This window comes from Sphingomonas sp. FW306-05-A (assembly GCF_058782275.1).
Genome location: NZ_JBYSXN010000001.1, coordinates 971,097 through 993,947 on the forward strand (window position 1 = coordinate 971,097; position 22,851 = coordinate 993,947).

Genomic DNA, 22,851 nt, shown 5'->3' on the forward strand with positions numbered 1-22,851 from the left:
CTTCGTGCCGCCGTTAGTGACTGAGTATGTACGTTTATTAAGAATGTAAAGGATTACATATCGCGCTGCTTTTGCCGACGCGGTGGGGCGTTTCGGGGGCATGACGGACGTTGTGGAGGCTCTGTGATGCAGGGGGATCAGGTGCTCCCGAACCGCGATCGATCGATACCACGCCGCAGAGCGACGGGTTTGTGGAACCGACGCCGCTGCGGTTTCGGATGGAGTGGCCTCGAAGCGCACGTCTGCCCGCGACGTCTCGCATGGTCGAAACCGTCTAACGGCCGCGCCGAGCCTGGCACGGCCGTACTGTAGGACCGCCAATCGTGGCGGTCAGCGCGCCAACGGGAGCGGCGGCGAATAGTCCGTCATCGTCATGAACACACTGTCGACCTTCGTGACGAGCTTGCCGCCCACTTCGGAGGCTGCAGCCACCGTGCGCCATTCCGGATCTTCGGTGAACGCCTTCCAACTGGCGTCGCGCGCGGCGCGGCTGGGATAGGCCAGCACATAGATCACACGGCCCTCGGGCGAGGCTTCGGCGGGCATCTCGTTCCAATAAGCGACGTTGCGCATCCCGTGCTTCTTGAACAGCCCGAGCGTGTGTTCGCGGAAACGCGCATTCAAAGCGGCGAGTTTGCCCGGCGCGGGATAATAGGTGCGCAGTTCGTAGATCAGCGCCTTCGAATCTGCCGCAGCGGCGTTTGCTGCAGTCACCTGCGCAGATACCGGGACGGTGGAAACGCAGAGCGCCAGACAGGCGAGGGCAAAGCGCATGAATGTGTCCTTGATCAAGAAGGCCTTGGCGTACCCCGCTCGTGTGTTCTCCGCAACGCCGGGGTTCGGGAAGCACGGCAACGGTCGAACGAGGCAAATGGGATTCAAAGGTTTTTACGTTCCAGCGTAAGCCTGCTGTCCCGGCAGAAGCCGCAAGCGGCACCGACAAACCGTGTTTTCGCGCTTTTCGAGCCCTTGAGCTTCCAGTCCAGCCACGCCGTCACGACTTCCGCAGCGATGCCGCCGTGGGGCTGCATGTAGGTGCCGCCATGCCCTACCGGAATGTTCACCAGAGCCGCCGGGATCGTGCCTAGCCGCCGGTAATCGTCGGTGCCGTTGGCATAGGCGATGTCGGTCGGGCCTCCCAACACATACAGGATCGATCCGTGCAGTGTGGCGAGCAGTGCCTTGTCCGAGACGACGCCGTTGAGCGGGTTGGGGCCGTCTTTGAAAAAGCCGCTGTTCATGACGACGGCGGTGGTGACTCGCGGGTCCTGTGCCGCGGTCAGCGCCTGCAATCCGCCACAACTCCAGCCGGAAACCGCGATCCTGGTCGTTGCGATGCGCCCCCGGAAGGGGCTGCCAACGCGTCCGTTCTCGCGTTGTGCCCAATCCACCGCATCGGTCAGCAGCCGCGTTTCGGTTTCCACCGTGAGTTTGCCGGGAGCAGGGGGCGTTGGCGCCGGTCGCGTGGGGCGTGGGAACGTGCCCGACGCGATGACAAGATAGCCGCGCGACGCGATTTCGAGCAGATGGTTCCGCGAACTCGTGCCGTCGGCGCTGCATCCGCCATTGCCGAACACATAGACGGGGAGGGATTTGCGGCCCAATCGTGCAAGGTCCGCCGGCCGATAAACCACGTGATCCGGCAGGTCCGTCCGCTCTTCCATCAGTGCGGGGTAGGGGCCGCTGCCATGTTCTACCTGTTGCGCGAAGGCGACCGGCGATAGCGACGTGGCCAATATTGCCACCATCAGGCGTTCGATACCCATCTAACCTTCTCCCTGCGGACTCAGGTTTTGTCGGAGTATTGTCACATTGGAAAGCGGCAATCGGGAACAATACTGCGATGTCCGACCAAGGCTGTTCGTGCGCGTGTTCGGGATCACGGCAATTGCGGCGGCGCGGACGAACCGACCTTAGAACCGGCCTGCCCGTTCGCGATGAGTCCCTGACAGGGGCCAGGCAATGCGATAACGACCGATCGAATGATAGGCCGACATACCCTTGCGACCCTAGCCATATCGGTTCCCGCGTTCGCCGCTGGAGGTGCCGTGTCTCGCTATAGCCTTCGGGCCACCGAAACGCGTTGGCAGATCGCTGCCTTCGTCGGGCTGGCACTCGGCGTAGAAGCGATGTTGCATCTGAGCGGTCCGAAGCGTGCGTCGATCGTCCGAGGCTCGCTGAATGCCATGGCCGCTGCCGCCGTGATCGTTTCGGTCAAATTCCATCTCGAACCCGGCGCGCGGAAGCACGACACCGCGATCGCGCGGGATGTCGCCCGGACCGTCGTCAACGCTGTGGCCGACTAGGCGGTACCGGCGGGCCGGAACGGGACGCAGCCGCACCCTGCGGCTGCGTCCCCATGCTCGTCCCTCAGGCAGCAACCACGATCTTCACGAGCGTCCCAACCTTCAGGGGCTGGTCCGGATTCAAGCCGTTGAGGGTGGAGAACCGATCCTCCCTCAGGTCGGGAAAGGCCATGCGCGCGGACAGCGAGGCGATCGTGTCACCCGAGCGGACAGTGACGACGCGGATCAGCTTGCGATCCGTCGCTGCACCATAGGGCAGTCCGTCGAGCATCCGGAGGAATGCCGTGTCCTGAACAGGCTGGACTTCCGGTTTACCCGTCGCCGTTGCGAGTTCGACGGCGCGACGCACGCGATCTTCGCCATTGGGATGGGTCGACGCCCAGGTGGGAACCGACCGGGCGGGTGTCCCGGTTGCCTGTGCGCTGAGGCTGGTGGAGGCATCGAGCGCCCCGAGAATGTCGGCGGCGGCAAAGGGGTCGTAGCCTGCGGCCGTCATGTACCGAATGCCGAGCGCATCCGCCTCATACTCCTGGTTACGGCCGTACCGCAGCGTGTAGAGTTGCGCACCCGTGCCGACGACACGGCTGGCGACATCGCTCTTGGTGACAGCCGCCGCGCCCGCCGCCAGCAGGGCGCCGATCGTCGAGCGTGTGTTGCGACTGTTGGCATGGCGTGCCGCGACATGGCCGACCTCATGGCCGAGCACGGAGGCCAGCTCCGCTTCGGAATTCATCAGCGCGAGCAGTTGACGCGTTATGTAGATGTAACCGCCGGGGATCGCGAACGCGTTTTCCACGGGCGAGTCCAGCGTGGTGACGACGAAATCGCCGGTGGCGTTGGATAGTCCGGACCGGGTCGCCACGCGCTTGCCGACGCGTTCGACGAACGCTGCCTGCGGCCCTGTATAGGCCCCGCCGAACTGCGCGATCAGTTGCGGGTTGGCAGCAGCGCCCTGCTGTCGGTCCGTTGCCGAAATGGAGGACGACCGGTTCGCCTGTTGCGCATTCGCCGGGTTTGCGATGCTCAGTCCCACGAGCAGGCTTGCCATGGCCAGCTTCATACTATGTCCTCTTGTCCGCGGTGGTGGATGGCTATTCTAAATTGCCATTGGGCTGAAAGAACAAGGAAAAACTCCTGTGACGCTGGTTATGCCGAATAATCCGTCCTTACGATGGCGGTCGATGCATCGCGCGCTTCCATGCACGTATTGCATCGGTCAATCAGCAGCATGCGTCAGCAACCCGTTGGGGTGAACGCTGGCAAACCTCCGACGACGCTCAGAAAGTTGCGCGTCAGTAGCGGTGGCGCGTCTGCGTGGACCAGCCACATCGCCGATGTCGCGCGATCATCTCGCAAGGGGATGTAGACCAGACCCGCCGACTGCAGCGACGCAAGCGATTCCGCGATGATCGTCACGCCAATGCCGGCGGCCACCAGGCCGAGCAGCGTGGAGACTTCGCGAACATGCTGTGCAGCCCGGGGTTCGACGCCGGCGTCGCGCATCAGGTCGAACAGAGCCTCGGTAAAGCCGCCGCTGCGATCGCTTGCGTAGACCACCAGCGACTGGTCGCCCAAATCGGACAGGTGCAACCCCGCGCGCGTCGCGAGCGGATGATCGGGCCGTGTCGCGACGACGAGCCGTTCACGCAGGATCAGCGTCGCGGTGAGACCGTGCGGCACAACCGGGCGGTCGAAGCTTCGCAGGAATCCGAGGTCGAGGTCGCCGTCCCGGATGGCAGGAATCTGTGCGGTCCCGGCGACTTCATTCAACGACAGTTGAACGTCGGGATAGCGCTGTCGGAACGCGTATAAGGCGGTCGCCACCTGGGGGATGAACGGGGCGGAGGCGTTGAAGCCGATGTTCAGCTCGCCGAGTTCGCCATTCCCGGCGCGACGCGCGATGAGGACCGCGCGGTCGGCCTCCGCAAGCGTCCGCCGTGCTGCATCCAGAAACAGCGACCCTGCCGACGTCAGCGCGACCCGTCGGCTGGTGCGTTCGAGCAGCACGACTCCCAATTCGTCCTCGAGCAATCGGATCTGCTGGCTGAGTGGTGGTTGGGATATGCCGAGATGTGCCGCCGCCCGCGCAAAGTGTAGATCGGTGGCTACCTGGACGAAGTACCGCAAATGTCGCAATTCCATGATTAATATCTATAACGTCTCAATCGGCCTAGAAACAATATTAGACTTGGTGGAAACAAAGATTGAATGGTGCGGTGCGTCATCGCAACCGGTGGCGTGCAACCTTTCACCAGGCGTCCTCCCCAGGCATGACCGATCGCTCCCAGCGCGGGTCCTTTGCGGGCCAGATCCACGATAGAGGCACCGCATGATCGGTATCGTTCGCGTCGCGCTGGCACGCCCGCTGACCTTCATCGTGATGGCGATCCTGATCGCGATCGTCGGCATCCTTGCGGCGGTGCGGACCCCGGTCGACATCTTCCCCGACATTCGCGTGCCCGTGATCGCGACCGCCTGGCAGTATAGCGGTCTTTCCCCCGACGAGATGTCGGGGCGGATCATCACCCCGTTCGAACGCGTGCTGACCACGACGGTCAACGATATCGACCATATCGAAAGCCAGTCGCTCCCCGGCATCGGGGTGGTGAAGATCTATTTCCAGCCGGGCGCCGACGTTCGCACCGCGACCGCGCAGGTCACGTCCGTTTCGCAGACGGTGCTCAAGCAGTTGCCGCCAGGCGTCACGCCGCCGCTGGTGCTTAACTACAGCGCGTCGACCGTGCCGATCGTCCAGCTCGCGCTGTCGGGGGTGGGGCTGTCCGAAGGCAAGATGTTCGATCTTGCGGTCAATCAGGTCCGGCCGGGGCTGGTCACGGTGCCGGGCGCGGCGATCCCGTATCCGTCGGGGGGACGGACGCGCCAGATCCAGATCGATCTCGATCCGGAAGCGCTGCAATCGAAGGGTCTGTCCGCGCAGGACGTCGGCAATGCGATCGCCGCGCAGAACCAGATCAACCCGGCGGGCTTCGCCAAGATCGGTGGTTTCCAGTACAGCGTTCGCCTCAACAACGCGCCGGGATCGATCGAGGAACTCAACAACATTCCGGTCAAGATCGACAATGGCGCGACGATCTACATGCGCGACGTGGCGCACGTCCGCGACGGGTCCGCGCCGCAGACCAACGTCGTCCATGTCGACGGATCGCGCTCAGTGATCATGACCGTGCTCAAGAACGGTGCCACCTCGACGCTGGCGATCGTGCAGGGGATCAAGGACACGCTCCCCAAGATCCAGGAGACGCTGCCCGCGGCGCTCAAGATCGTGCCGATCGGCGACCAGTCGCTGTTCGTGAAGGCCGCGGTCGAGGGTGTCGTCAAGGAAGGCATCATTGCTGCGGCGCTGACGTCGCTGATGATCCTGCTGTTCCTGGGATCGTGGCGGTCGACCGTGATCATTGCGATCTCGATCCCGCTCGCGATCCTTGCGGCGATCATCGGGCTGGCGGTTACGGGCAATACGCTCAACACGATGACGCTGGGCGGGCTGAGCCTTGCGGTCGGCATCTTGGTCGACGATGCGACGGTGACGATCGAGAATATCAACTGGCATCTCGAACAGGGCAAGTCGGTGACGCAGTCGATCCTCGACGGCGCGGCGCAGATCGTCACCCCGGCGTTCGTTTCACTGCTGTGCATCTGTATTGTGTTCGTGCCGATGTTCTTCTTGCCGGGCGTGGCGGGGTTCCTGTTCGTGCCGCTCGCGCTCGCGGTGGTGTTTGCGATGATCGCGTCGTTCATCCTGTCGCGCACGCTGGTGCCGACGATGGCGATGTATCTGCTGAAACCGCACGCGCAGGGGCATGAGCATGAGGCGGGGACGCCCGCATCGCGCAATCCGCTGGTCCGCTTCCAGCGCGGGTTCGAGCATCGCTTCGAACGCTTCCGCCTCAGCTATGGCGGGATGCTAGAGCGCGTGCTCGCGGGCCCCAAGCCGTTCGTGATCGGCTTCCTTGCAGTCGTATTGCTGTCGTTCCTGCTGGTGCCGTTCCTCGGGCAGAACTTCTTCCCGGCGGTCGACGCGGGGCAGATGGCGCTCCACGTCCGCGCGCCGGTGGGCTCGCGGATCGAACAAACCTCCGCGCAGTTCGACCTGATCGAGCGACGCATCCGGCAGATCATCCCCGCGAACGAACTGGTCTCGGTGGTCGACAACATCGGGCTGCCGGTGAGCTCGATCAACACGACGTATAACAACTCGGGCACGGTCGGCCCGCAGGACGGCGACATCCTGATCCAGCTGTCCAAGGAGCACGCGCCGACCGCGGATTACGTCCGGCAATTGCGCGAGCGCCTGCCGCGCGATTTCCCTGGTTCGACCTTCTCGTTCCTGCCCGCCGACATCACCAGCCAGATCCTCAACTTCGGCGCACCCGCGCCGATCGACATCCAGATCTCGGGGAAGGATGCCACCGCGAACCAGGCCTATGCGCGCAAGATCCTGCGGCGAATCGCTGCGATCCCCGGCGTCGCCGACGCACGCATCCAGCAATCCGCGCGCTATCCCCAGCTCAACGTGTCGGTCGATCGCAGCCGGATCGGCCAGTACGGCCTGACCGAGCGGGACGTCACGACCAGCGTCGCGAGTTCACTGGCGGGCACGTCGCAGACCGCGCCGGTGTTCTTCCTCAGCCCGGAGAATGGCGTGTCCTACCCGGTCGTCGCGCAGGCGCCCGAGTATCGCGTCGGGTCGATGGACGATCTTGCGAGCATTCCGGTGACGGGCGCCAACGGGAGTTCGCAGGTTCTGGGCGGGATCGGGACGATCGTCCGGTCCAACGGCGCGGCCGTCGTCTCGCACTATAACATCGCGCCGGTGACGGACATTTTCGCGACGCCCGCCGGGCGCGATCTGGGTGCGGTTGCTGGGGACATCAACAAGGTCCTTAGGGAGCTGAAGGGGCAGGCACCGAAGGGTGCTACCGTCACGCTGCGCGGGCAATATGCGACGATGAACGGGGCGTTCTCGGGGCTCGGGTTCGGGCTGCTCGGCGCGATCGTGCTGATCTACCTGCTGATCGTCGTCAATTTCCAGAGCTGGCTCGATCCGTTCGTGATCATCACCGCTCTGCCTGGCGCGCTTGCGGGGATCGTGTGGATGCTGTTCGCGACGGGGACGACGCTGTCGGTCCCGGCGCTGACCGGCGCGATCATGTGCATGGGCGTGGCGACCGCGAACGCGATCCTCGTGGTCAGCTTTGCGCGCGAGCGGCTCGCAGACCTTGGCGATGCGACCGCCGCCGCGCTCGAGGCGGGGATGACTCGTTTCCGTCCGGTGTTGATGACGGCGCTCGCGATGATCATCGGCATGTTGCCGATGGCACTCGGGCTGGGCGAGGGCGGCGAACAGAATGCGCCGCTCGGGCGCGCGGTGATCGGCGGGCTGCTGGTAGCAACGTTCGCGACGCTGCTGTTCGTGCCCGTGGTGTTCAGTCTGGTGCACCGCAAGAAGGCTAATGCTGCGGCTTCGCCATCGAACCCGCATTTGGAGAGTGTGCATGTCTGAGCGCGGCCAGGGTCGGTCCCTGAAGACCGTCGGGATCGTCGCGGCGGTGGTGGCGGTCGGCGTCGTCGGTGCCGGCATCGCGACGCGGTCACAGTCGGAGAAGAAGCTCGCGGGCTGGACCAGCGCGCAGGCAACCCCAACGGTCGCGGTCATCCACCCCAAGGCCGCCGGAAGCAGCACCGCGCTGACGCTGCCCGCCACGCTCCAGGCGCTCAACACCGCGCCGATCTATGCGCGGACGAGCGGTTACGTGCGCAAATGGTATGTCGACATCGGCGACAGCGTCCGCGCCGGGCAGACGCTCGCGGTGCTCGACGCACCCGAGGTCGATCAGCAACTCGCTGCGGCGCAGGCTGACCTGCAGACCGCGCAGGCGAACCAGCAGCTCGCCGCCTCGACCGCAACGCGCTGGCGCAACATGCTGAGCAAGGACGCGGTGTCGAAGCAGGAGACCGACGAGAAGATCGGCGACCTTGCGGCCAAGGTCGCGGTTGCCAATGCGGCGCGCGCCAACGTTGCGCGGTTTCGCTTCACGCAGGGGTTCACCCGGCTGATCGCGCCGTTCAGCGGCGTCGTCACCACGCGGTCGACCGACATCGGTGCGCTCGTCACCGCGGGCACGGCGGCGTCGACGCCGTTGTTTACCGTATCGGATGTCCGCCGGATGCGCGCCTATGTCCGCGTACCACAGTCCTATTCCGCGCAGGTCCATCCCGGCCAGCATGTTGCGCTGACGCTGCCCGAATATGCCGGGCGGACGTTCGATGCGGTGCTCACGCGGACCGCGGGTGCGGTCGACCAGCGATCCGGCACGGTGCTTGTGGAGGTGCAGGCGGACAATCAGGACCGCGCACTGAAGCCGGGAAGTTACGCACAGGCGAGTTTCCCGGTCATGGGGGCGAGCGGCGCGATGACGCTCCCGGCCAGTGCTTTGATGACGGGGCAGCGCGGCACGCAGGTTGCGCTCGTCGGGCAGGATGGCAAGGCACATCTCAAGAGCATCCAGATCGGCCAGGACCACGGCGAGACGGTCGAGATCAACGCCGGGCTCAAGGCGAGCGACCGCGTGATCGACAATCCGCCCGATGCGCTGGCCGACGGCGATGCAGTCAGCGTGGCGCGGGGAGGCGCGGGTGGTGCGCATGCGGCGCGTTAAGGTCTGGCTGCGCACGGCGGTCGCGTCGGCAGCGCTCGTGGCGACCGCGGCCTGTTCGGTCGCGCCCGATTACGCGCGCCCCGCTGTTGCACCACCGGCCGCGTACAAGGAAGCTGTCGTCCCCGGCTGGCAGAATGCCGGCGTCGCCGTGCCGCCGGCGGGACGCTGGTGGGAGGCGTTTGGCGATCCCGTGCTGAGCGTGCTCGAGGGCCGGATAGAGGCTGGTAATGCGGACCTCGCCGCAGCGGTCGCGCGCTACGACCAGGCGCAGGGATTGCTGCGGCAGGCCCGCGCGGACCGCGTCCCGCAAGTCACCGCGTCGACCGACGTCAGCCGCCAGCGGCTTTCGGCCGGACGTCCGCTGTCGCTTGGCAACGCAGCGACCTACACGCTCGGTACGGTCGGCGCCTCGGTCGATTATGAGGTGGATCTGTTCGGGCGCGTGCGGAACTCGATCCGTTCGGGGCGGGCGAACGTCGCGGCGAGCGCGGCGGACCTTGCCGGCGTGCGGCTCGGGTTGCAAGCGCAACTCGCCAGCATTTATTTCGAGATGCGCGGGCTCGATGCGCGGATCGTGCTGTTGCGCCAAACGGTCGATGCATTCCAGCGTGCGTTCACGCTGACCGACACGCGGCACACCGGCGGGATCGCGTCGGGGATCGACGTCAGCCGGTCCCAGAACCTGTTGTCGAGCGCTCGGGCGGAACTGGAAGCGGTGTCGGTCGACCGCCAGCGCGACGAACATGCGATCGCGGTGCTCGTCGGCGACGCACCAGCCGGCTTCGCGATCGGGGTGGTCGAGGCGCAGACCAAACCGCCCGTTGTGCCTGCCGGGCTACCCTCCGCCCTGCTCGAGCGCCGTCCCGACATCGCCGCGGCAGAGCGCCGGGTGGCGGCGGCGAACGCACGGATCGGGGTCGCGCGGGCTGCGCTGTTCCCGAGCATTACCCTGGGGGCTTCCGGCGGGTTCGAGGCTGCGAGCGGCGCGCTGTTCAGCGCGGCGAACGGTTTCTGGGCGCTCGGGCCGCTGTCGGCGGCGGTGGCGGTGCTCGACGGGGGCCGTCGCCGTGGCGGCGTCCAGGTCGCGCGGGGGGAGTTCGACGAAGCGGCCGCTACCTATCGCCAGACCGTCCTGGTCGCATTCCGTGAAGTCGAGGACGATCTGGCGAGCCAGCGCTTCCTCGCCGCGCAGGAGCGCGAACAAAGCCAGGCTGCCGCCGCGGCGGAGCATACGCGCGAACTCGCGTTGATCCGGTATCGTGATGGTGCGGCGGACTATCTCGAGGTCGTGACCGCGCAGACCGCGGCGCTCGATGCCGAGCGGGCGTTGCTCGATGTCCGCAGTCGGCAACTCCAGACCGCGACCGACCTGATCCGCGCGCTTGGCGGGACGTGGTGATGCGGTCGGTTGCGGCGGCGGTTTAGCGATAGGTCAGACGGCTCGCCCGAACCATTTCTGCGATCCATCCGGTCAACAACGTCGAGTAGATCCGCTGATGCTGCGGGTCGCGCATCGCGTGCGTTGCGCCCTGGATGATGCGGTGGCTGAGCGAATTCGCCTGCCGGAACGCCGCCTGCATCGACAGCAACGCCTCGCGTGGGATTTGTTCGTCCTTCTCCGATTCGACGATCAGTACGTCGCCGTGGAATTCAGTGCAAGCCGCCAGCGCGCGATCGTTGCCGGGCTCGTGCGGCTGCTGGCGATAGGCACGCACGACCTGCTTATCGAGCTTCGCCTTGGGGGTGTCCCAATGTTCGTCCGGGTACAGCGCGGGCACCCGCATCGCGAGCCACCGTACCGGCCGTAACGCGGTCAGCAGCATCGCGAGATATCCGCCGTAGCTCGTCCCCACCACACCGACCGCCGACCGGTCGATCATCGGCTGGGCGACGAGATAATCGTAGGCCGCCAGGACATCGTCGAGGCTGTCCTGCCGCGTCACCGTATCCTTGTCGGCGCCGCTGTCGGCATGGCCGCGCAGATCGAAGGTAAAACAGATGCAGCCAAGCCGTGCCAGTTCCTCGGCGTGCCCGAGGTCCTCCGCCTGATCGCCGCCCCAGCCGTGGATGAACAGGAAGCCCGGCACCGGTGCCTCGGGTTTGAGCAACGTCCCGGCGATTTTCTGACCGCCGACCTGCAACGCGACCTTGCCTTCGTCGACCTCGCTCGGGTCGCTCATGCGAGGCGCACCGCATATTTGGTCATCGCCCCCACCACCGGGTCGGTCCCGTGATAATAGACGATCGCACCGGTCGGCGGCGTGATCAGGTCATAGACTTCGACCGTCGAGCAGCGGACCGAGTGGGTATGTGGTTCGGCCCGGAGCGCCTCGAATGCGGCGATTTCCGCACCGCTGGCACCGCCCACGCGCCATGACTGTTCGAGCACGCCGATCCGGCGGGTTCCCATGTGGTCGGTCCCTTCGATCACATCGTAGTTGCGACGCGTCAGTTTCACCGTCGGATAGGCGCAATGCGCGGCATGATCGAACATCGCGGCGCATTCGATCGCGCGGACCAGGGACGGCGGAAGATCAAGCGCCGCGAGCGCGTCCAGATCGCCACGAACGACGCACAGATCCGACCCGCCATAGACTTCGCGACCGTGATGATCGGTCGTGAGATTCTGGCTGCCCCAGTAACTGATGCTGTCGTCGCCAAGCTGTACCGACCCTACGCTGTAGGTGACGACGTCGGTCAGGTTTGCTTCGAGCACGATGCCATGATGCGCGAGCGTCTCGGGATCTTCCAGCGCCAGCGCGGCGTCGAGCATGGTCTCGTCGTGGACGACGCTTTGTCCAAGGCCGGCCTTGCCACAGACGTCCTTGATCCGCACCGAACCGTTCGCCAACAGCAGCCGTCCCGCTCGAGCCGCATCATCACGACTGAACGCGGTATAGCCCGATAGCGCGGCATCGCCGATCATGTCCGCCATCATGTCGGACCAGAGCGTCGGACGATCCGCCGCGGCATCGACCAGCGGGTGCGTGATCGCCTTCGTGCCCACGAAGACCGCTGGCACGATCCCGCCGAGAACCGGCGTCGTATCAAGCGCCGCGTCATGCTGCGATCGATCGAGCGTATCGCCCGGTACCAGGAGAATAGTGTCGCCTTGCACCGCGTCGGGCGTCTTCGGCGTCAGGGGGGCGACCCCGAGATAGTCCGCGATCTTCGCCAGCAGACGTTCGCGACCGACGCGGTCATGCTCGTTGCCCGACGGTTGATCGCCGTCGGCAAGCGCAGCGACGCCAGTGTATCGCGGCGCGAACGGGTCAGGATATTGGCGTGAAAAAGGCCGGTCCGTACCGACGGATGTCGTCCCGAGCATATCGAATACCTTGCCGTAGAGAGGAACAAGCTGAACGTCTGTTCATCTAAGTGGTTCAGTAACGGTCGTCTCTTTGCGCGACATTTATGATTGATCTGGATCGAGTGCGCCCTCGTTGTTCACCGTTAAACGCGTTTCAGGCGACCGAAAATATCGCGATCGGTTTTCAGCGCCGTCGCAGCAGCATCAGACCGCCAAGGCTGAGGATCCCGGCTGCGACCAGATACACCCCGACCAGGCCAAGCCCCCCGCGCGCGGCGAGCGCCTGCGCCGCGATCGGCGCGAGTGCGCCGCCGATGATGCCACCAAGGTTGAAGGTGATCGAAACGCCCGTGTAGCGCACACCCGGCTCGAACAGCGACGGTAGCCATCCCCCGAGCGGACCATAAGCGAACCCCATCGCAAACAGCGATGCGGCCAGCCAGACGAACACAATCCACAAGGAGCCGGACCCCAGCATCGGCCCCATCAGCAACCCCGACAGGACGCAGCCGACAAAACCCCAGCGTAGCATCCGCGTCGCCCCCGTCCGGTCCGCCAACGTACAGGCGACGATCACCCCGAGCGCGAGGAACAGGATTGCGCCGATCTCCACCCCGAGGAAGGCCTGGCGGCCATAGCCCAAGGTCGTCGTCCCGTAGCTCAGCGCGAAGGCGGTGGTGAGGTAGAACAGCGCGAAGCAGGCGACGACGCCCGTCGTCCCAGCGACCGTCGCGCGGAGATGCGACCCGAACAGCGTCGCGATCGGGACGCGCGGCAGCGCATTGTGTGCGGCGGCTTCGCGGAACGCGGGTGTCTCCGTCAGCTTGAGGCGCACCCACAGGCCGAGGAGGACAAGCACCGAACTCGCCAGGAACGGCAAGCGCCAGCCCCAGTCGCGAAACTGCTGATCGCTCAGAATCGTGCCGAGCAACAGGAAGAAGCCGTTGGCAGCGATGAACCCGATCGGCGCGCCCAGCGGCGGGAACATGCCCCAGCGGTTCTCATGCCCCTTTGGCGCATTCTCCACCGCGAGCAGCGAGGCACCACCCCATTCGCCGCCAAGTCCCAGCCCTTGTCCAAAACGAAAGATGCACAGCAGCAACGGCGCGACCCAGCCAATCTGCGCATATCCCGGCAGGAACGCGATCGCGACGGTCGATCCGCCCATCAGCATGAGCGATGCGACCAGCGTCGACTTTCGCCCGAGGCGATCACCAAAATGCCCGAACACCGCCGCGCCGAGGGGGCGCGCAAGGAACGCTAGACCGAAGCTGGCATAGGAGGCGAGCAACTGGACGCCGGGGTCTTCGGCGGGGAAGAACAACGGCCCGAAGACGAGCGCCGCGGCGGTCGCGTAGATGTAGAAATCGTAGAATTCGACCGACGTGCCGATCAGGCTGGCGAGCAGGATGCGGCGGGTCGATGCCGGGGCAGGCGCGGTGCCGGGCGTAGGAGCGGTCTTCATTTGCAAGGGTCTACCGTGCCAAATGAACCGTGTCGAAGATCGTTGCACTGCAGTGATGACCTAGCGTCTGGCGGCGCGGGGCGTTTGCGACGCTGCCCGAACACCGAGACTGCTTGCGTCCGTCTTCCGGTCGCATCGTCAACGGCGCGCCTGCTGACGAGGCGTGTCCTTTGCACGCTGATTCCGGCCGAAATGAACTGTTTGTATCTGTTGGTCCGACGGCTGGGCCGCATTGGGGAACGCGGCAATGCCCCACCGGGACTGCATCGATTGAGAACGCGGGTTAGGTACCAATTTAATACCATCGTCCATCTGGATGATTGAATTACTTAAATTAAATTATTAATAGTCATTCCAAGCAGGTTCGGCGCTACGCCAACCGCACTGGACGGGGATGGTCTATGCAAGTGATTCTACGCACATGAGTTCCGTTTTGGAGGTTCAGGAGACGGAAGCCCGTTCGGAAGCGGATATGCTGCGCGCCGGGATCGAGCTTGGGGGAACCAAGTGCGTTTGCACGCTCGGGTATGAAGACGGAAAAGTTCTCGACCAGACCACCGTCCCCACCTTGCATCCCGACGAGACCCTGCCGGCGATCGTAGCGATCCTGCAGAGATGGTGGGACACGCATGGCTTCGCGGCGCTTGGTATCGCATCGTTTGGGCCGATCGAACTGAACCCTGAGTCGGACCACTATGGGCAGATCGGCGCGACGACGAAGGCGGGCTGGGCAGGAACCGACGTTCGCGGCATCTTGTCGGCGCCGTTCGACGTCCCGACCGGGTTTGACACTGACGTCAACGGCGCTGCGCTTGCCGAAATGGCATGGGGTTGCGCGGTCGGGATGGACGACTTCGCTTATGTCACCGTAGGGACCGGGATCGGTGTCGGCCTCGTCGTGCACGGTCTGCCGACGCGCGGGATCGGGCACAGCGAACTTGGTCACATCCGCGTTCCGCGCTTGCCGGACGACCGGGTCCCGAGCTTCTGCCGCTTCCACGATGATTGCGTCGAGGGGCTGGCGTCCGGGTCGGCGCTCGCATTGCGGCTGGCAGGGCGATCCGCTGCCGACATTCCCGGCGACGATCCTGTATGGGAGCCGATGGTGCATACGCTCGCCGTTCTGTGCCACACGCTGGTTTGTGCGACCGGACCGCACCGGATTGCGATCGGGGGCGGGGTCGTTACCGGCCAGCCGCATCTGCTCGCTCGGATCGAGGCAACGCTTGTTGCCAGCCTCAACGGTTATATGCGGTTGCCAGCGAAAGGTCCGTATGTGGTAGCACCCGCGCTCGGCGACAAAGCGGGGCCGCTAGGGTCCATCGCGGTCGCCAACCTCGCGCTCGCGGCCGCCTGATCCTTGCGCTGCGCGCGCGTCATTGACGCGCGCGTGTAGCGTTGTGGGAACGCCGCATAGGGCGGCAAGCGGCTGACTCCAGGACCGCGTGTCAGGACGAAGGCGCGCTGAACGCTGTTCGGCTTATCCCTGCCGACGGACCAGAGCGTCGCGCCGCATGCATCGCGGCTTTCGCGTCGGTTTGTACGGGGTTTGGCATAATCGACCGGCGGTCTGCATAAGACCACCGGCGATCTTGCTGCCCCGTCAGGCGGCGGCGGACGTCGTGTCCGCATCGGTCGCCATCAGCGCCCCCAGGAACGTCTCGCGCCACCAGTTGATATCCTGCTGCTCGATCGAGTCCATGCACGCGCGCCAGCGCCGGATCCGCTCGTCGCGGTCCATGCGCAACGCCTTCTGAATCGCGTCCGCCATCTCCTCTGCGCTGTACGGGTTGACCAGCAGCGCCTCGGTCAGCTGCGCGGCGGCACCGGCGAAACGTGAGAGGATCAGCACGCCGGGATCTTCCGGATCCTGCGCGGCGATATATTCCTTGGCGACGAGGTTCATCCCGTCACGGAGCGGCGTGACCAGCCCGATCTTCGACGCGCGATAGATGCCGGCGAGCGTATCGCGGCCATAACCCTGGTTGACGTAGCGGATCGGCACCCAATCGACGTCGGCATAAGCGCCGTTGATCCGTCCCGACAGACTTTCCAGTGTATTGCGAATGCGTTGGTAGCTACCCACTGCGCCACGCGATGGCGGAGCGATCTGCAACAGGAACACTTCCTTGCGCTCTTCCGGATGCTCGACGAGGAACCGTTCGTAGCCGAGGAAGCGCTCTTCCAGCCCCTTGGAATAATCCAGTCGGTCGACGCCGACGATCATGTCGCGCCCGTCCGCGCTGTCGCGCATCCGGCGATAGGTCAGGCGTGCAACCACGCTTCCCGCCTGCTCGGCGAATTCGGGCGCGTCGATCCCGATCGGGCAGGCGAGGACGCGGACGCTGCGATCGCCGAGCGTGACGACGCCGTCCGCGATCGTCGCGCCCATCTCCAAACGCGCGAAATCGAGGAAGCTCTCGAGCCATTCCTCCGTGTGGAAGCCGATCACGTCATAGGCGAACAGCCGCCGCACGAGTTCCTGCGCTTCGGGCAAGATCGACAGCAGTCGACGCGGTGGCCACGGAATGTGGAGGAAGAAGCCGATCCGGTTGTTGCACCCGCGCTTGCGCAACTCGTCGCCGAGCGGGAACATGTGGTAATCCTGGATCCACACGACGTCTTCGGCCTCGATCAGCGGCTGGACGGTGTCGGCGAACCGTTCGTTGACGCGCTGATAGCCACCCGCAAAATCGCGTTCATATTCAGCGAGATCGACGCGGTAGTGGAATAACGGCCACAAGGTGCGGTTGGCGTAGCCGTTGTAATATTCGTCGATGTCCTGGTCTTCCAGGTCGATCGTCGCGGTGGTCACGCCATCGTTGCGATGAAAGTTGATGTCGCCGGTGAAATGGTCGGTGCGTTCGCCCGACCAGCCGAACCAGACGCCGCGATATTGCCGAAGCGCGGATTGGAGGGCGACCGCGAGGCCACCCTGCGCGCCCGATTCCGACCCCTTGGGAGCGGAAACGCGATTTGAGATAATAACCAGCCGTGTCATCGGATTGAGCTCCACGGTTTGCTCAGCAAGGCGGCACAATTGATCATGCCGACGAGCGAATAGGTTTGGGGATAATTGCCCCACAATTCACCGGTTTCCGGTTCGATGTCCTCGGACAACAGGCCAGCAGCGGTCCGGCGGGCGAGCATTTCCTCGAACAACGCGCGGGCATCCTCGCTGCGGCCGGTGAAGTGCAGCGCTTCGATCAGCCAGAAGGTGCAGACGTTGAACGCGGTTTCGGGCATCCCGAAATCGTCCTCGATCGCATAGCGCAGCATGAAGGACCCGCGTCGCAGACCCGCTTCGGCGGCGTTGAGCGTGTCGATGAAGCGCGGATCCTCGGGCTCGAGGAAGCGCAGGTCGAGTAACTGCAACAGGCTCGCGTCGAGGTCGTCACCCGAAAAAGTAGCCGACATCCGCCTGGTTTCAGGCCGCCAGGCAGCGGTTTCGATCCGTTCGCGGATGGTTTTGGCGCGTTCCTGCCACAAATCAGCACGTTCGGTCAGCCCGAGCTTGTGCGCGGCATTCGCAAGCCGATCGCACGCCGCCCAGCACATCGCCGATGAGTAGGTATGGACGCTTTGACGCGTGCGCAACTCCCACAAGCCGGCGTCGGGCTGGTCGTAATTTGCCCAGGCACGCTCGCCGACATGTTCGAGCGATTCGAAATCCTCCATCCCCGCGAGGCGGAAGAGGCGGGTGTCGAAGAAGGCGTGGACGCTGCACAAGACGATCTGGCCATAGGCGTCGTGCTGGATCTGCTCATATGCCTGGTTGCCGACGCGGACCGGGCCCATGCCGCGATAGCCGGGCAGTGCAGGCTCCTCGCGCTCCTCGAGCTGCGCTTCGCCGAGGACGCCGTATAGCGGCTGGATGTGGCCACCCGCGGCCGCATCGACGATGTTGCGCAAATATCCGAGATAGCCTTCGAGCACGTCGAGCGCGCCGAGGCGATTGAGCGCCTGCACCGTATAATAAGCGTCGCGGACCCAGCAGTAGCGATAGTCCCAGTTGCGCTGCGATCCGGCATGTTCGGGGATCGACGTCGTCATCGCGGCGACGATCGCGCCGGTTTCCTCATGCTGGCACAGCTTGAGCGTGATCGCCGAGCGGATCACCACATCCTGCCATTCGAGCGGGACCGCGAGACCGCGGACCCATTCCTGCCAATGCGATGTGGTCTTGGCGAGCATCGCGTCGAGCGTCTCGGCGAGGTCGCCCGCGAAACTCTCGTCCGGCCCGAGGAAGAAGTGCAGTGGACGCTCGACCCGGAACGCAAGCTCGTTCTGGATCATGCCGACCGGCGCGGTCGTGCTGAGGCGCAGCGCCATCGTCTCGAGCAGGAAACGGATGTGGTTCGATCCGCCGATCTTCTCGTTGCACGTGCCGCCCCAGCCGCAGGTCGGGCGAAGCTGGATGCGGACGCGCGGGCTGCCCGCGACCGGACGGATGATCCGCGCGAAGGACACCGGGCGATAGCTGCGCCCGTTGCTGATGAAGCGCGGGCAGAAATCGATCACCTCGATCGCATTGCCTGCGTTGTCGGTGTGGCGCGTGATCAGGATCGGGGTGTTGCGAATGTAATGCTGCTCGACCGAGACGCTGTTCTCGATCGCGATCCCCCAATAGCCGCGTTCCGGTTCATCGCCGCCGAGCAGCGCGGAGAACAGCGGGTCGCCGTCGATCCGCGGGACACAGCCCCAGACGAAGCTGCCCGCACGATCGACGAGCGCGCTGACCTGGCAATTGCCGATCGGCCAGAGATCCAACGAACTCATGCTGCCACCTCGCAAGCCTGTTCGAGCCAAGCAAGCGTCGCGTCGACATTGGGAAGGCGATAGCGTGCGCTGCTATCGCGGGGGGCGCCGATCAGGATGCCTGCACCGCCGAGGTCGGTCGCGGCGACCATTGCGGGCTCGTCGGTATCGTCGTCGCCGAGGAACACCGGTGTGAAGCCCGCCATTGGTGGCGATGCCATCAGCCGTCGCAGCGCCGACCCCTTGTCGCCGCCGCCGACGCGGAGCTCGACCATCATCTTGCCCGTCTGGAGATGCAGCGCGGTTTCATCGGCGAGGGTGCGGGCAAGCGCGTGGGCTTGCGGTTCCATCGCGGGGGCACCGCGATAGTGCAGGGCCGCGCCAAAGGGCTTTTCCTCGACCAGCAGGCCAGGTGTTGTTTTTGCAAAATCTTTCATTGTGTTCAGAATACGATCGAGGGCCGCGGGTCGTTCCGGCAGCGAACGCATTCCGTCGTGCGTTTGCACCTCAAGGCCGTGACTTCCCGCGATCGTGATCGGAAGCGGGCCGAACATGGCAAGAATGCCGTCGACCGATCGGCCGCTGATGATCGCGACGCGGTTGTCGAGCTTCGTGCGGAGCCGGTCGAGCAGGCTGGCGAGCCGCTCGTCGACGCTGACCAGTTCGGGGCGCGCGGCAAGCTCGACGAGCGTGCCGTCGAAATCGAGGAACAGCGCCGCGCCACGCAACAGCGTGACGGGCGGGAGCGAATCCGGGGAGGGGGTCGTCATGCGCGCCCGATAGCAAGGCGGGGGGGCTGGCGTCACCCCAAACCACCTTCGTTGCTTCGGCGGGGGGGCTGTGGACCCTACACCCAGCGTCACCCTGAACGTGTTTCAGGGGCGACCGCGGATCAAGTCCGGTCTGTGCCCGCTGAATGGTGGATGCTGAAACACGTTCAGCATGACGGCGGTTGGTATAGACTTGGGCTGGGTCGTGAACCCTTCATAGGACGCGACTGCTCTCGCCCAATTGCAGACGTTGGCAACGTGATGCATCATTAACGAGTGTTCGGCTTTCACGATCATACGACGGATCCGCGCAGCGGCCGGCCCCAGCCCCACATGTCGTGGCTAGCTGAGCGGCTAATCACGTGGACCGCCTGGGGCTCGGCCGCTGTTTCATTAGTTGGGGCCGTCGCGTACTACCTAAATTGGAATGAGTTGGACGGTACGGCGCAGATGGCGCTCGGGGCGGTGCTGTTCACTGTTATCGCCCTCTGGCGTCAGAATGCGCTTGCCCAAAAACACGCGGCCTACCGCGACGCGGTTTCTGCATACGAGGCCATGCTCGCCAGGCTAGCAAGCTAGCGGCAGTTCTCCACCACAAAGCGACGTTCGGTCCGGTGATCGACTGGACGACCGCTAACGCCCACTTGCAGACCTTCGCGCAATCACTCAACCTCTTCGCGGAAAACGCAACGGGGAGACTGGGTATGCAAGCGGTTCGGCAAATCGTCGGTGCGACGGGGCTGATCTTTGCCGCGATATTTGCTGCATCCTACTGGAAACTCATTCATATTGGCCCGGCCCTCGAAAAAGGCGTCATGATCTGCCTCGTGACGACGCTGCTCGCGCTTACGGCAGTCGAATGGATGATTGCGAAGAAAGCTCGCGCCTGAAGCACGTATCGAACGGCAGCTTTCCACCAAACCACGACATTCGCATCTAGGGGTCTACGGGCCACTACCGTCGCCGGGGTGACGGCACCGCCGCCACCCCGACCCGGCATTACCCGTGCGGGCGCATCACCACCTTGATGACGCCGTCTTCCTTGTCGCGGAACTTCTGGTACATTTCCGGCGCATCCTCGAGCGAGGCAGGGTGCGTCACGACGAAGCTCGGGTCGATGTCGCCTGCCTCGATGCGGGCGAGCAGCGGCTTGGTGTACGCCTGGACGTGGGTCTGGCCCGCCTTGATCGTCAGGCCCTTGTTCATCAGCGCGCCGATCGGGATCTTGTCGCCCATGCCGACATAGACGCCCGGGATCGAGACCGTTCCCCCCATCCGGCAGCTCATGATCGCTTCGCGCAGCACATGGACGCGGTCGGTCGCGAGACCGATCGTCGCCTTGGCCTTGTCGAGCACTGCGTCCGCCGAGCCGTGGCCCGAGGCTTCCGCGCCGACCGCGTCGATGCAGCTGTCGGGGCCGCGGCCCTTGGTGCGATATTGCAGCTCGTCATAGACGTTCTCGACTTCGCTGAAGTCGATCGTCTCCGCGCCGCCGGCTTCCGCCATGCGCAGCCGCTCGGGGACTTCGTCGATCGCGATGACACGGCCTGCGCCGAGCATCAGCGCCGAGCGGATCGCGAACTGGCCGACCGGGCCGCAGCCCCAGATCGCGACCGTGTCGCCGGGCTCGATTTGTGCGTTTTCCGCCGCCATATAGCCGGTCGGGAAAATGTCCGAGAGGAACAGCGCCTGTTCGTCGGTGACGCTATCGGGCACCTTGATCGGGCCGAAATCGGCCATCGGCACGCGCAGATACTCCGCCTGACCACCGCAATAACCCCCGAGCATGTGGCTGAAGCCGAACAGGCCGGCGGGCGAATGGCCCATCGCCTTGATCGCCATCTCGGCATTGGGGTTGGTCGTCGAGCAGGCCGAGAACAGCCCCTTTTTGCAGAACCAGCACTCGCCACAGCTGATCGTGAACGGCACGACGACGCGGTCGCCGATCTTGAGGTTGGTCACTTCGGAGCCGAGGGCTACGACTTCGCCCATGTTCTCATGGCCGAGAATATCACCCGATTCCATCGTCGGCTGGTATCCGTCGAGCAGATGCAGGTCCGACCCGCAGATCGCGCAAGCGGTTACCTTGATGATCGCATCGCGCGGATGCTTGATCTCGGGGTCTGCTACGGTGTCGACGCGAACGTCACCTTTGCCGTGCCAGCATAATGCGCGCATTGTTGATCTCCGTTGGGGATATCGGGTCTGCCGCTGTCAGCAAACCATCCTGCACGGTTAACGAGCGGTAGGATAAAAGGTCCCACGGACGTTGATGATCTACATCAGTATAGCCCGGACGGTTATCCCATCGGTCGACGAATTGACCGCGATTTGCGATACTTGCCCGGAGATGATCTATTCGTCTTGCATGCGCGGCTGGAACAACTTGCCGTTTTCGACGATCAGGATCAGCACCAGCACCGCAACACCGATCGCGAGATAGCCGATCGCGAGCGGGAAGGTCGTGCCGTTGTACGATTGGCCGATCGCGGACCCGACCAGCACCGCGCCGACGCTGGTGATGAACCCCTGCACCGACGAGGCCGTCCCCGCGATATGCCCGACCGGCTCCATCGCCATCGCGCCGAAGTTCGACCCGCACAGCCCGATGCACGTCATGCTCAACGCCTGAAACGCCATGTACGTCACCAGCGTTTCGTCGCCTGCGCCGATCACCACGAGATGCAGCAGCGACAGGCCAATCAACCCGAACACCGCGACTTGCGAGATCAGCCGCGTGCCGAGCCGCTCGACCAGCCGGCTGTTGGCGAAGGATGCGCAGCCCATCGAGAAGGCGCACACCGCGAACAGGACGGTGAACCGGTCACCGGCATGGAATTCCTCGACGAAGATCTGCTGCGAGGATGCGACGAACGCGATGATTCCCCCGAAGGTCAGCGACGCCGCGACCGCATAGCCCGCCGAATAGCGGTTGGTCAGCGTAAGGCGATAGGAAGCGGTGAGCGTCGCGATCGAGATCGGCACGCGCCGTTCGACCGGAAGACTCTCGGGGAGCCGCGCGAACGTCCAGGCGAGCACGAACGCCGCGAACCCCGCCAGCGCGTAGAAGATGAAGCGCCACGGCCCGATCAGGAGCAGCATCTGCCCGAGGCTGGGCGCGAGGATCGGGACGAGGAAGAAGATCATCTGCGCGACCGACAGGGTCCGCGCCATCGTGCGGCCGGAGAAATTGTCCCGCACGATCGCCACCGCGAGGACCCGCGTTGCCGCCGACATCAACCCTTGCAGGATGCGCGCGCCGATCAGCGCGGGGAAGGTCGCGGAACTCGCCGCGAAGATGCTCGCCGCGACGAAGCCGAGCAGCGTGATCAGGAGGATCGGCCTGCGTCCGTAGCGATCGGTGAGGGGGCCATAGGCAAGCTGCCCGACTCCGAAGCCGAGCATGTAGAAGGTGATGATCCACTGCCGGTGGTTGGCGGTCGCGATCGCCAGGTCGCGGCCCATGTCGGCGAGCGCGGGGAGCATCAGGTCGACGCCGAGCGCGTTGACCGCCATCAGCGCCGCGACGAACGCCACGAATTCATGGCGATGCATGGCTGGG

Annotated in this window: 18 protein-coding genes; 6 read left to right on the plus strand and 12 right to left on the minus strand. The window is 64.7% G+C overall.

Annotation, left to right across the window (positions count from 1 at the left end; genetic code table 11):
• Nucleotides 1–330: 330 nt before the first annotated feature.
• Together AC3WJR_RS04545 and AC3WJR_RS04550 are read right to left on the minus strand one after the other, a co-directional pair.
• Complete coding sequence (locus AC3WJR_RS04545; protein WP_492722655.1) at nucleotides 331–774, minus strand: NIPSNAP family protein; 444 nt, start codon at nucleotides 772–774, stop codon at nucleotides 331–333.
• A 104-nt stretch (nucleotides 775–878) separates the two neighbouring features.
• The gene (locus AC3WJR_RS04550; RefSeq protein WP_492722657.1) at nucleotides 879–1,766 is read right to left on the minus strand and encodes an alpha/beta hydrolase; all 888 of its coding nucleotides are present in this window, start codon (nucleotides 1,764–1,766) and stop codon (nucleotides 879–881) included.
• A gap of 282 nt (nucleotides 1,767–2,048) precedes the next feature.
• Between AC3WJR_RS04550 and AC3WJR_RS04555 the strand changes: the two genes are divergently transcribed.
• Nucleotides 2,049–2,306: a hypothetical protein gene (locus AC3WJR_RS04555; protein WP_492722659.1), complete on the plus strand. Its 258-nt coding sequence runs from the start codon at nucleotides 2,049–2,051 to the stop codon at nucleotides 2,304–2,306.
• A gap of 64 nt (nucleotides 2,307–2,370) precedes the next feature.
• Here the strand turns inward: AC3WJR_RS04555 and AC3WJR_RS04560 are convergent, their stop codons facing one another.
• A complete protein-coding gene (locus AC3WJR_RS04560; RefSeq protein WP_492722661.1) occupies nucleotides 2,371–3,366 on the minus strand; it encodes a M48 family metalloprotease in 996 nt (331 codons plus the stop codon).
• 173 nt (nucleotides 3,367–3,539) lie between these two features.
• Entirely contained in the window at nucleotides 3,540–4,448 is a 909-nt protein-coding gene (locus AC3WJR_RS04565) for a LysR substrate-binding domain-containing protein (RefSeq protein WP_492722663.1), read from the minus strand.
• A 187-nt stretch (nucleotides 4,449–4,635) separates the two neighbouring features.
• On the opposite strand from AC3WJR_RS04565, the gene AC3WJR_RS04570 reads away from it, so the two are divergent.
• From AC3WJR_RS04570 to AC3WJR_RS04580, 3 genes are read left to right on the plus strand one after another with little or no spacing between them, the layout of a single operon-like run.
• Nucleotides 4,636–7,830: an efflux RND transporter permease subunit gene (locus AC3WJR_RS04570; protein ID WP_492722665.1), complete on the plus strand. Its 3,195-nt coding sequence runs from the start codon at nucleotides 4,636–4,638 to the stop codon at nucleotides 7,828–7,830.
• Complete coding sequence (locus AC3WJR_RS04575; RefSeq protein WP_492722667.1) at nucleotides 7,823–8,986, plus strand: efflux RND transporter periplasmic adaptor subunit; 1,164 nt, start codon at nucleotides 7,823–7,825, stop codon at nucleotides 8,984–8,986. The genes AC3WJR_RS04570 and AC3WJR_RS04575 overlap by 8 nt, the downstream gene beginning before the upstream one ends.
• Entirely contained in the window at nucleotides 8,973–10,385 is a 1,413-nt protein-coding gene (locus AC3WJR_RS04580) for an efflux transporter outer membrane subunit (RefSeq protein ID WP_492722669.1), read from the plus strand. Before AC3WJR_RS04575 ends, AC3WJR_RS04580 begins: the two co-directional genes overlap by 14 nt.
• Nucleotides 10,386–10,407: 22 nt before the next feature.
• Here the strand turns inward: AC3WJR_RS04580 and AC3WJR_RS04585 are convergent, their stop codons facing one another.
• From AC3WJR_RS04585 to AC3WJR_RS04595, 3 genes are all read right to left on the minus strand, one after another.
• Complete coding sequence (locus AC3WJR_RS04585; RefSeq protein ID WP_492722671.1) at nucleotides 10,408–11,166, minus strand: alpha/beta hydrolase family protein; 759 nt, start codon at nucleotides 11,164–11,166, stop codon at nucleotides 10,408–10,410.
• Entirely contained in the window at nucleotides 11,163–12,314 is a 1,152-nt protein-coding gene (locus AC3WJR_RS04590; protein WP_492722673.1) for a DUF3182 family protein, read from the minus strand. Before AC3WJR_RS04590 ends, AC3WJR_RS04585 begins: the two co-directional genes overlap by 4 nt.
• 166 nt (nucleotides 12,315–12,480) lie before the next feature.
• Nucleotides 12,481–13,761 (minus strand): MFS transporter, encoded by a 1,281-nt coding sequence (locus tag AC3WJR_RS04595; RefSeq protein ID WP_492722674.1) that lies wholly within the window; start codon nucleotides 13,759–13,761, stop codon nucleotides 12,481–12,483.
• Nucleotides 13,762–14,182: 421 nt separating this feature from the next.
• On the opposite strand from AC3WJR_RS04595, the gene AC3WJR_RS04600 reads away from it, so the two are divergent.
• Complete coding sequence (locus AC3WJR_RS04600; RefSeq protein WP_492722676.1) at nucleotides 14,183–15,118, plus strand: ROK family protein; 936 nt, start codon at nucleotides 14,183–14,185, stop codon at nucleotides 15,116–15,118.
• A gap of 246 nt (nucleotides 15,119–15,364) precedes the next feature.
• On the opposite strand, the gene otsA is transcribed toward AC3WJR_RS04600, so the two are convergent.
• Genes otsA through otsB form a run of 3 tightly spaced genes read right to left on the minus strand, consistent with a single transcriptional unit; the run spans nucleotide 15,365 to nucleotide 19,289 of the window.
• Nucleotides 15,365–16,762, minus strand: a complete 1,398-nt coding sequence (otsA, locus tag AC3WJR_RS04605) for an alpha,alpha-trehalose-phosphate synthase (UDP-forming) (protein WP_492722678.1) — start codon at nucleotides 16,760–16,762, stop codon at nucleotides 15,365–15,367.
• Nucleotides 16,759–18,540, minus strand: a complete 1,782-nt coding sequence (locus tag AC3WJR_RS04610) for a glycoside hydrolase family 15 protein (RefSeq protein WP_492722679.1) — start codon at nucleotides 18,538–18,540, stop codon at nucleotides 16,759–16,761. Before AC3WJR_RS04610 ends, otsA begins: the two co-directional genes overlap by 4 nt.
• Nucleotides 18,537–19,289, minus strand: coding sequence for a trehalose-phosphatase (gene otsB, locus AC3WJR_RS04615; protein WP_492722681.1), 753 nt, complete (start codon nucleotides 19,287–19,289; stop codon nucleotides 18,537–18,539). Before otsB ends, AC3WJR_RS04610 begins: the two co-directional genes overlap by 4 nt.
• A gap of 614 nt (nucleotides 19,290–19,903) precedes the next feature.
• Between otsB and AC3WJR_RS04620 the strand changes: the two genes are divergently transcribed.
• Nucleotides 19,904–20,179: a hypothetical protein gene (locus AC3WJR_RS04620; protein WP_492722683.1), complete on the plus strand. Its 276-nt coding sequence runs from the start codon at nucleotides 19,904–19,906 to the stop codon at nucleotides 20,177–20,179.
• Nucleotides 20,180–20,288: 109 nt separating this feature from the next.
• Here AC3WJR_RS04620 and AC3WJR_RS04625 read toward each other — a convergent pair whose 3' ends face one another.
• Nucleotides 20,289–21,467: a zinc-dependent alcohol dehydrogenase gene (locus AC3WJR_RS04625; RefSeq protein WP_492722685.1), complete on the minus strand. Its 1,179-nt coding sequence runs from the start codon at nucleotides 21,465–21,467 to the stop codon at nucleotides 20,289–20,291.
• A 177-nt stretch (nucleotides 21,468–21,644) separates the two neighbouring features.
• Nucleotides 21,645–22,844, minus strand: a complete 1,200-nt coding sequence (locus AC3WJR_RS04630) for a multidrug effflux MFS transporter (RefSeq protein ID WP_492724159.1) — start codon at nucleotides 22,842–22,844, stop codon at nucleotides 21,645–21,647.
• Nucleotides 22,845–22,851 lie beyond the last annotated feature (7 nt).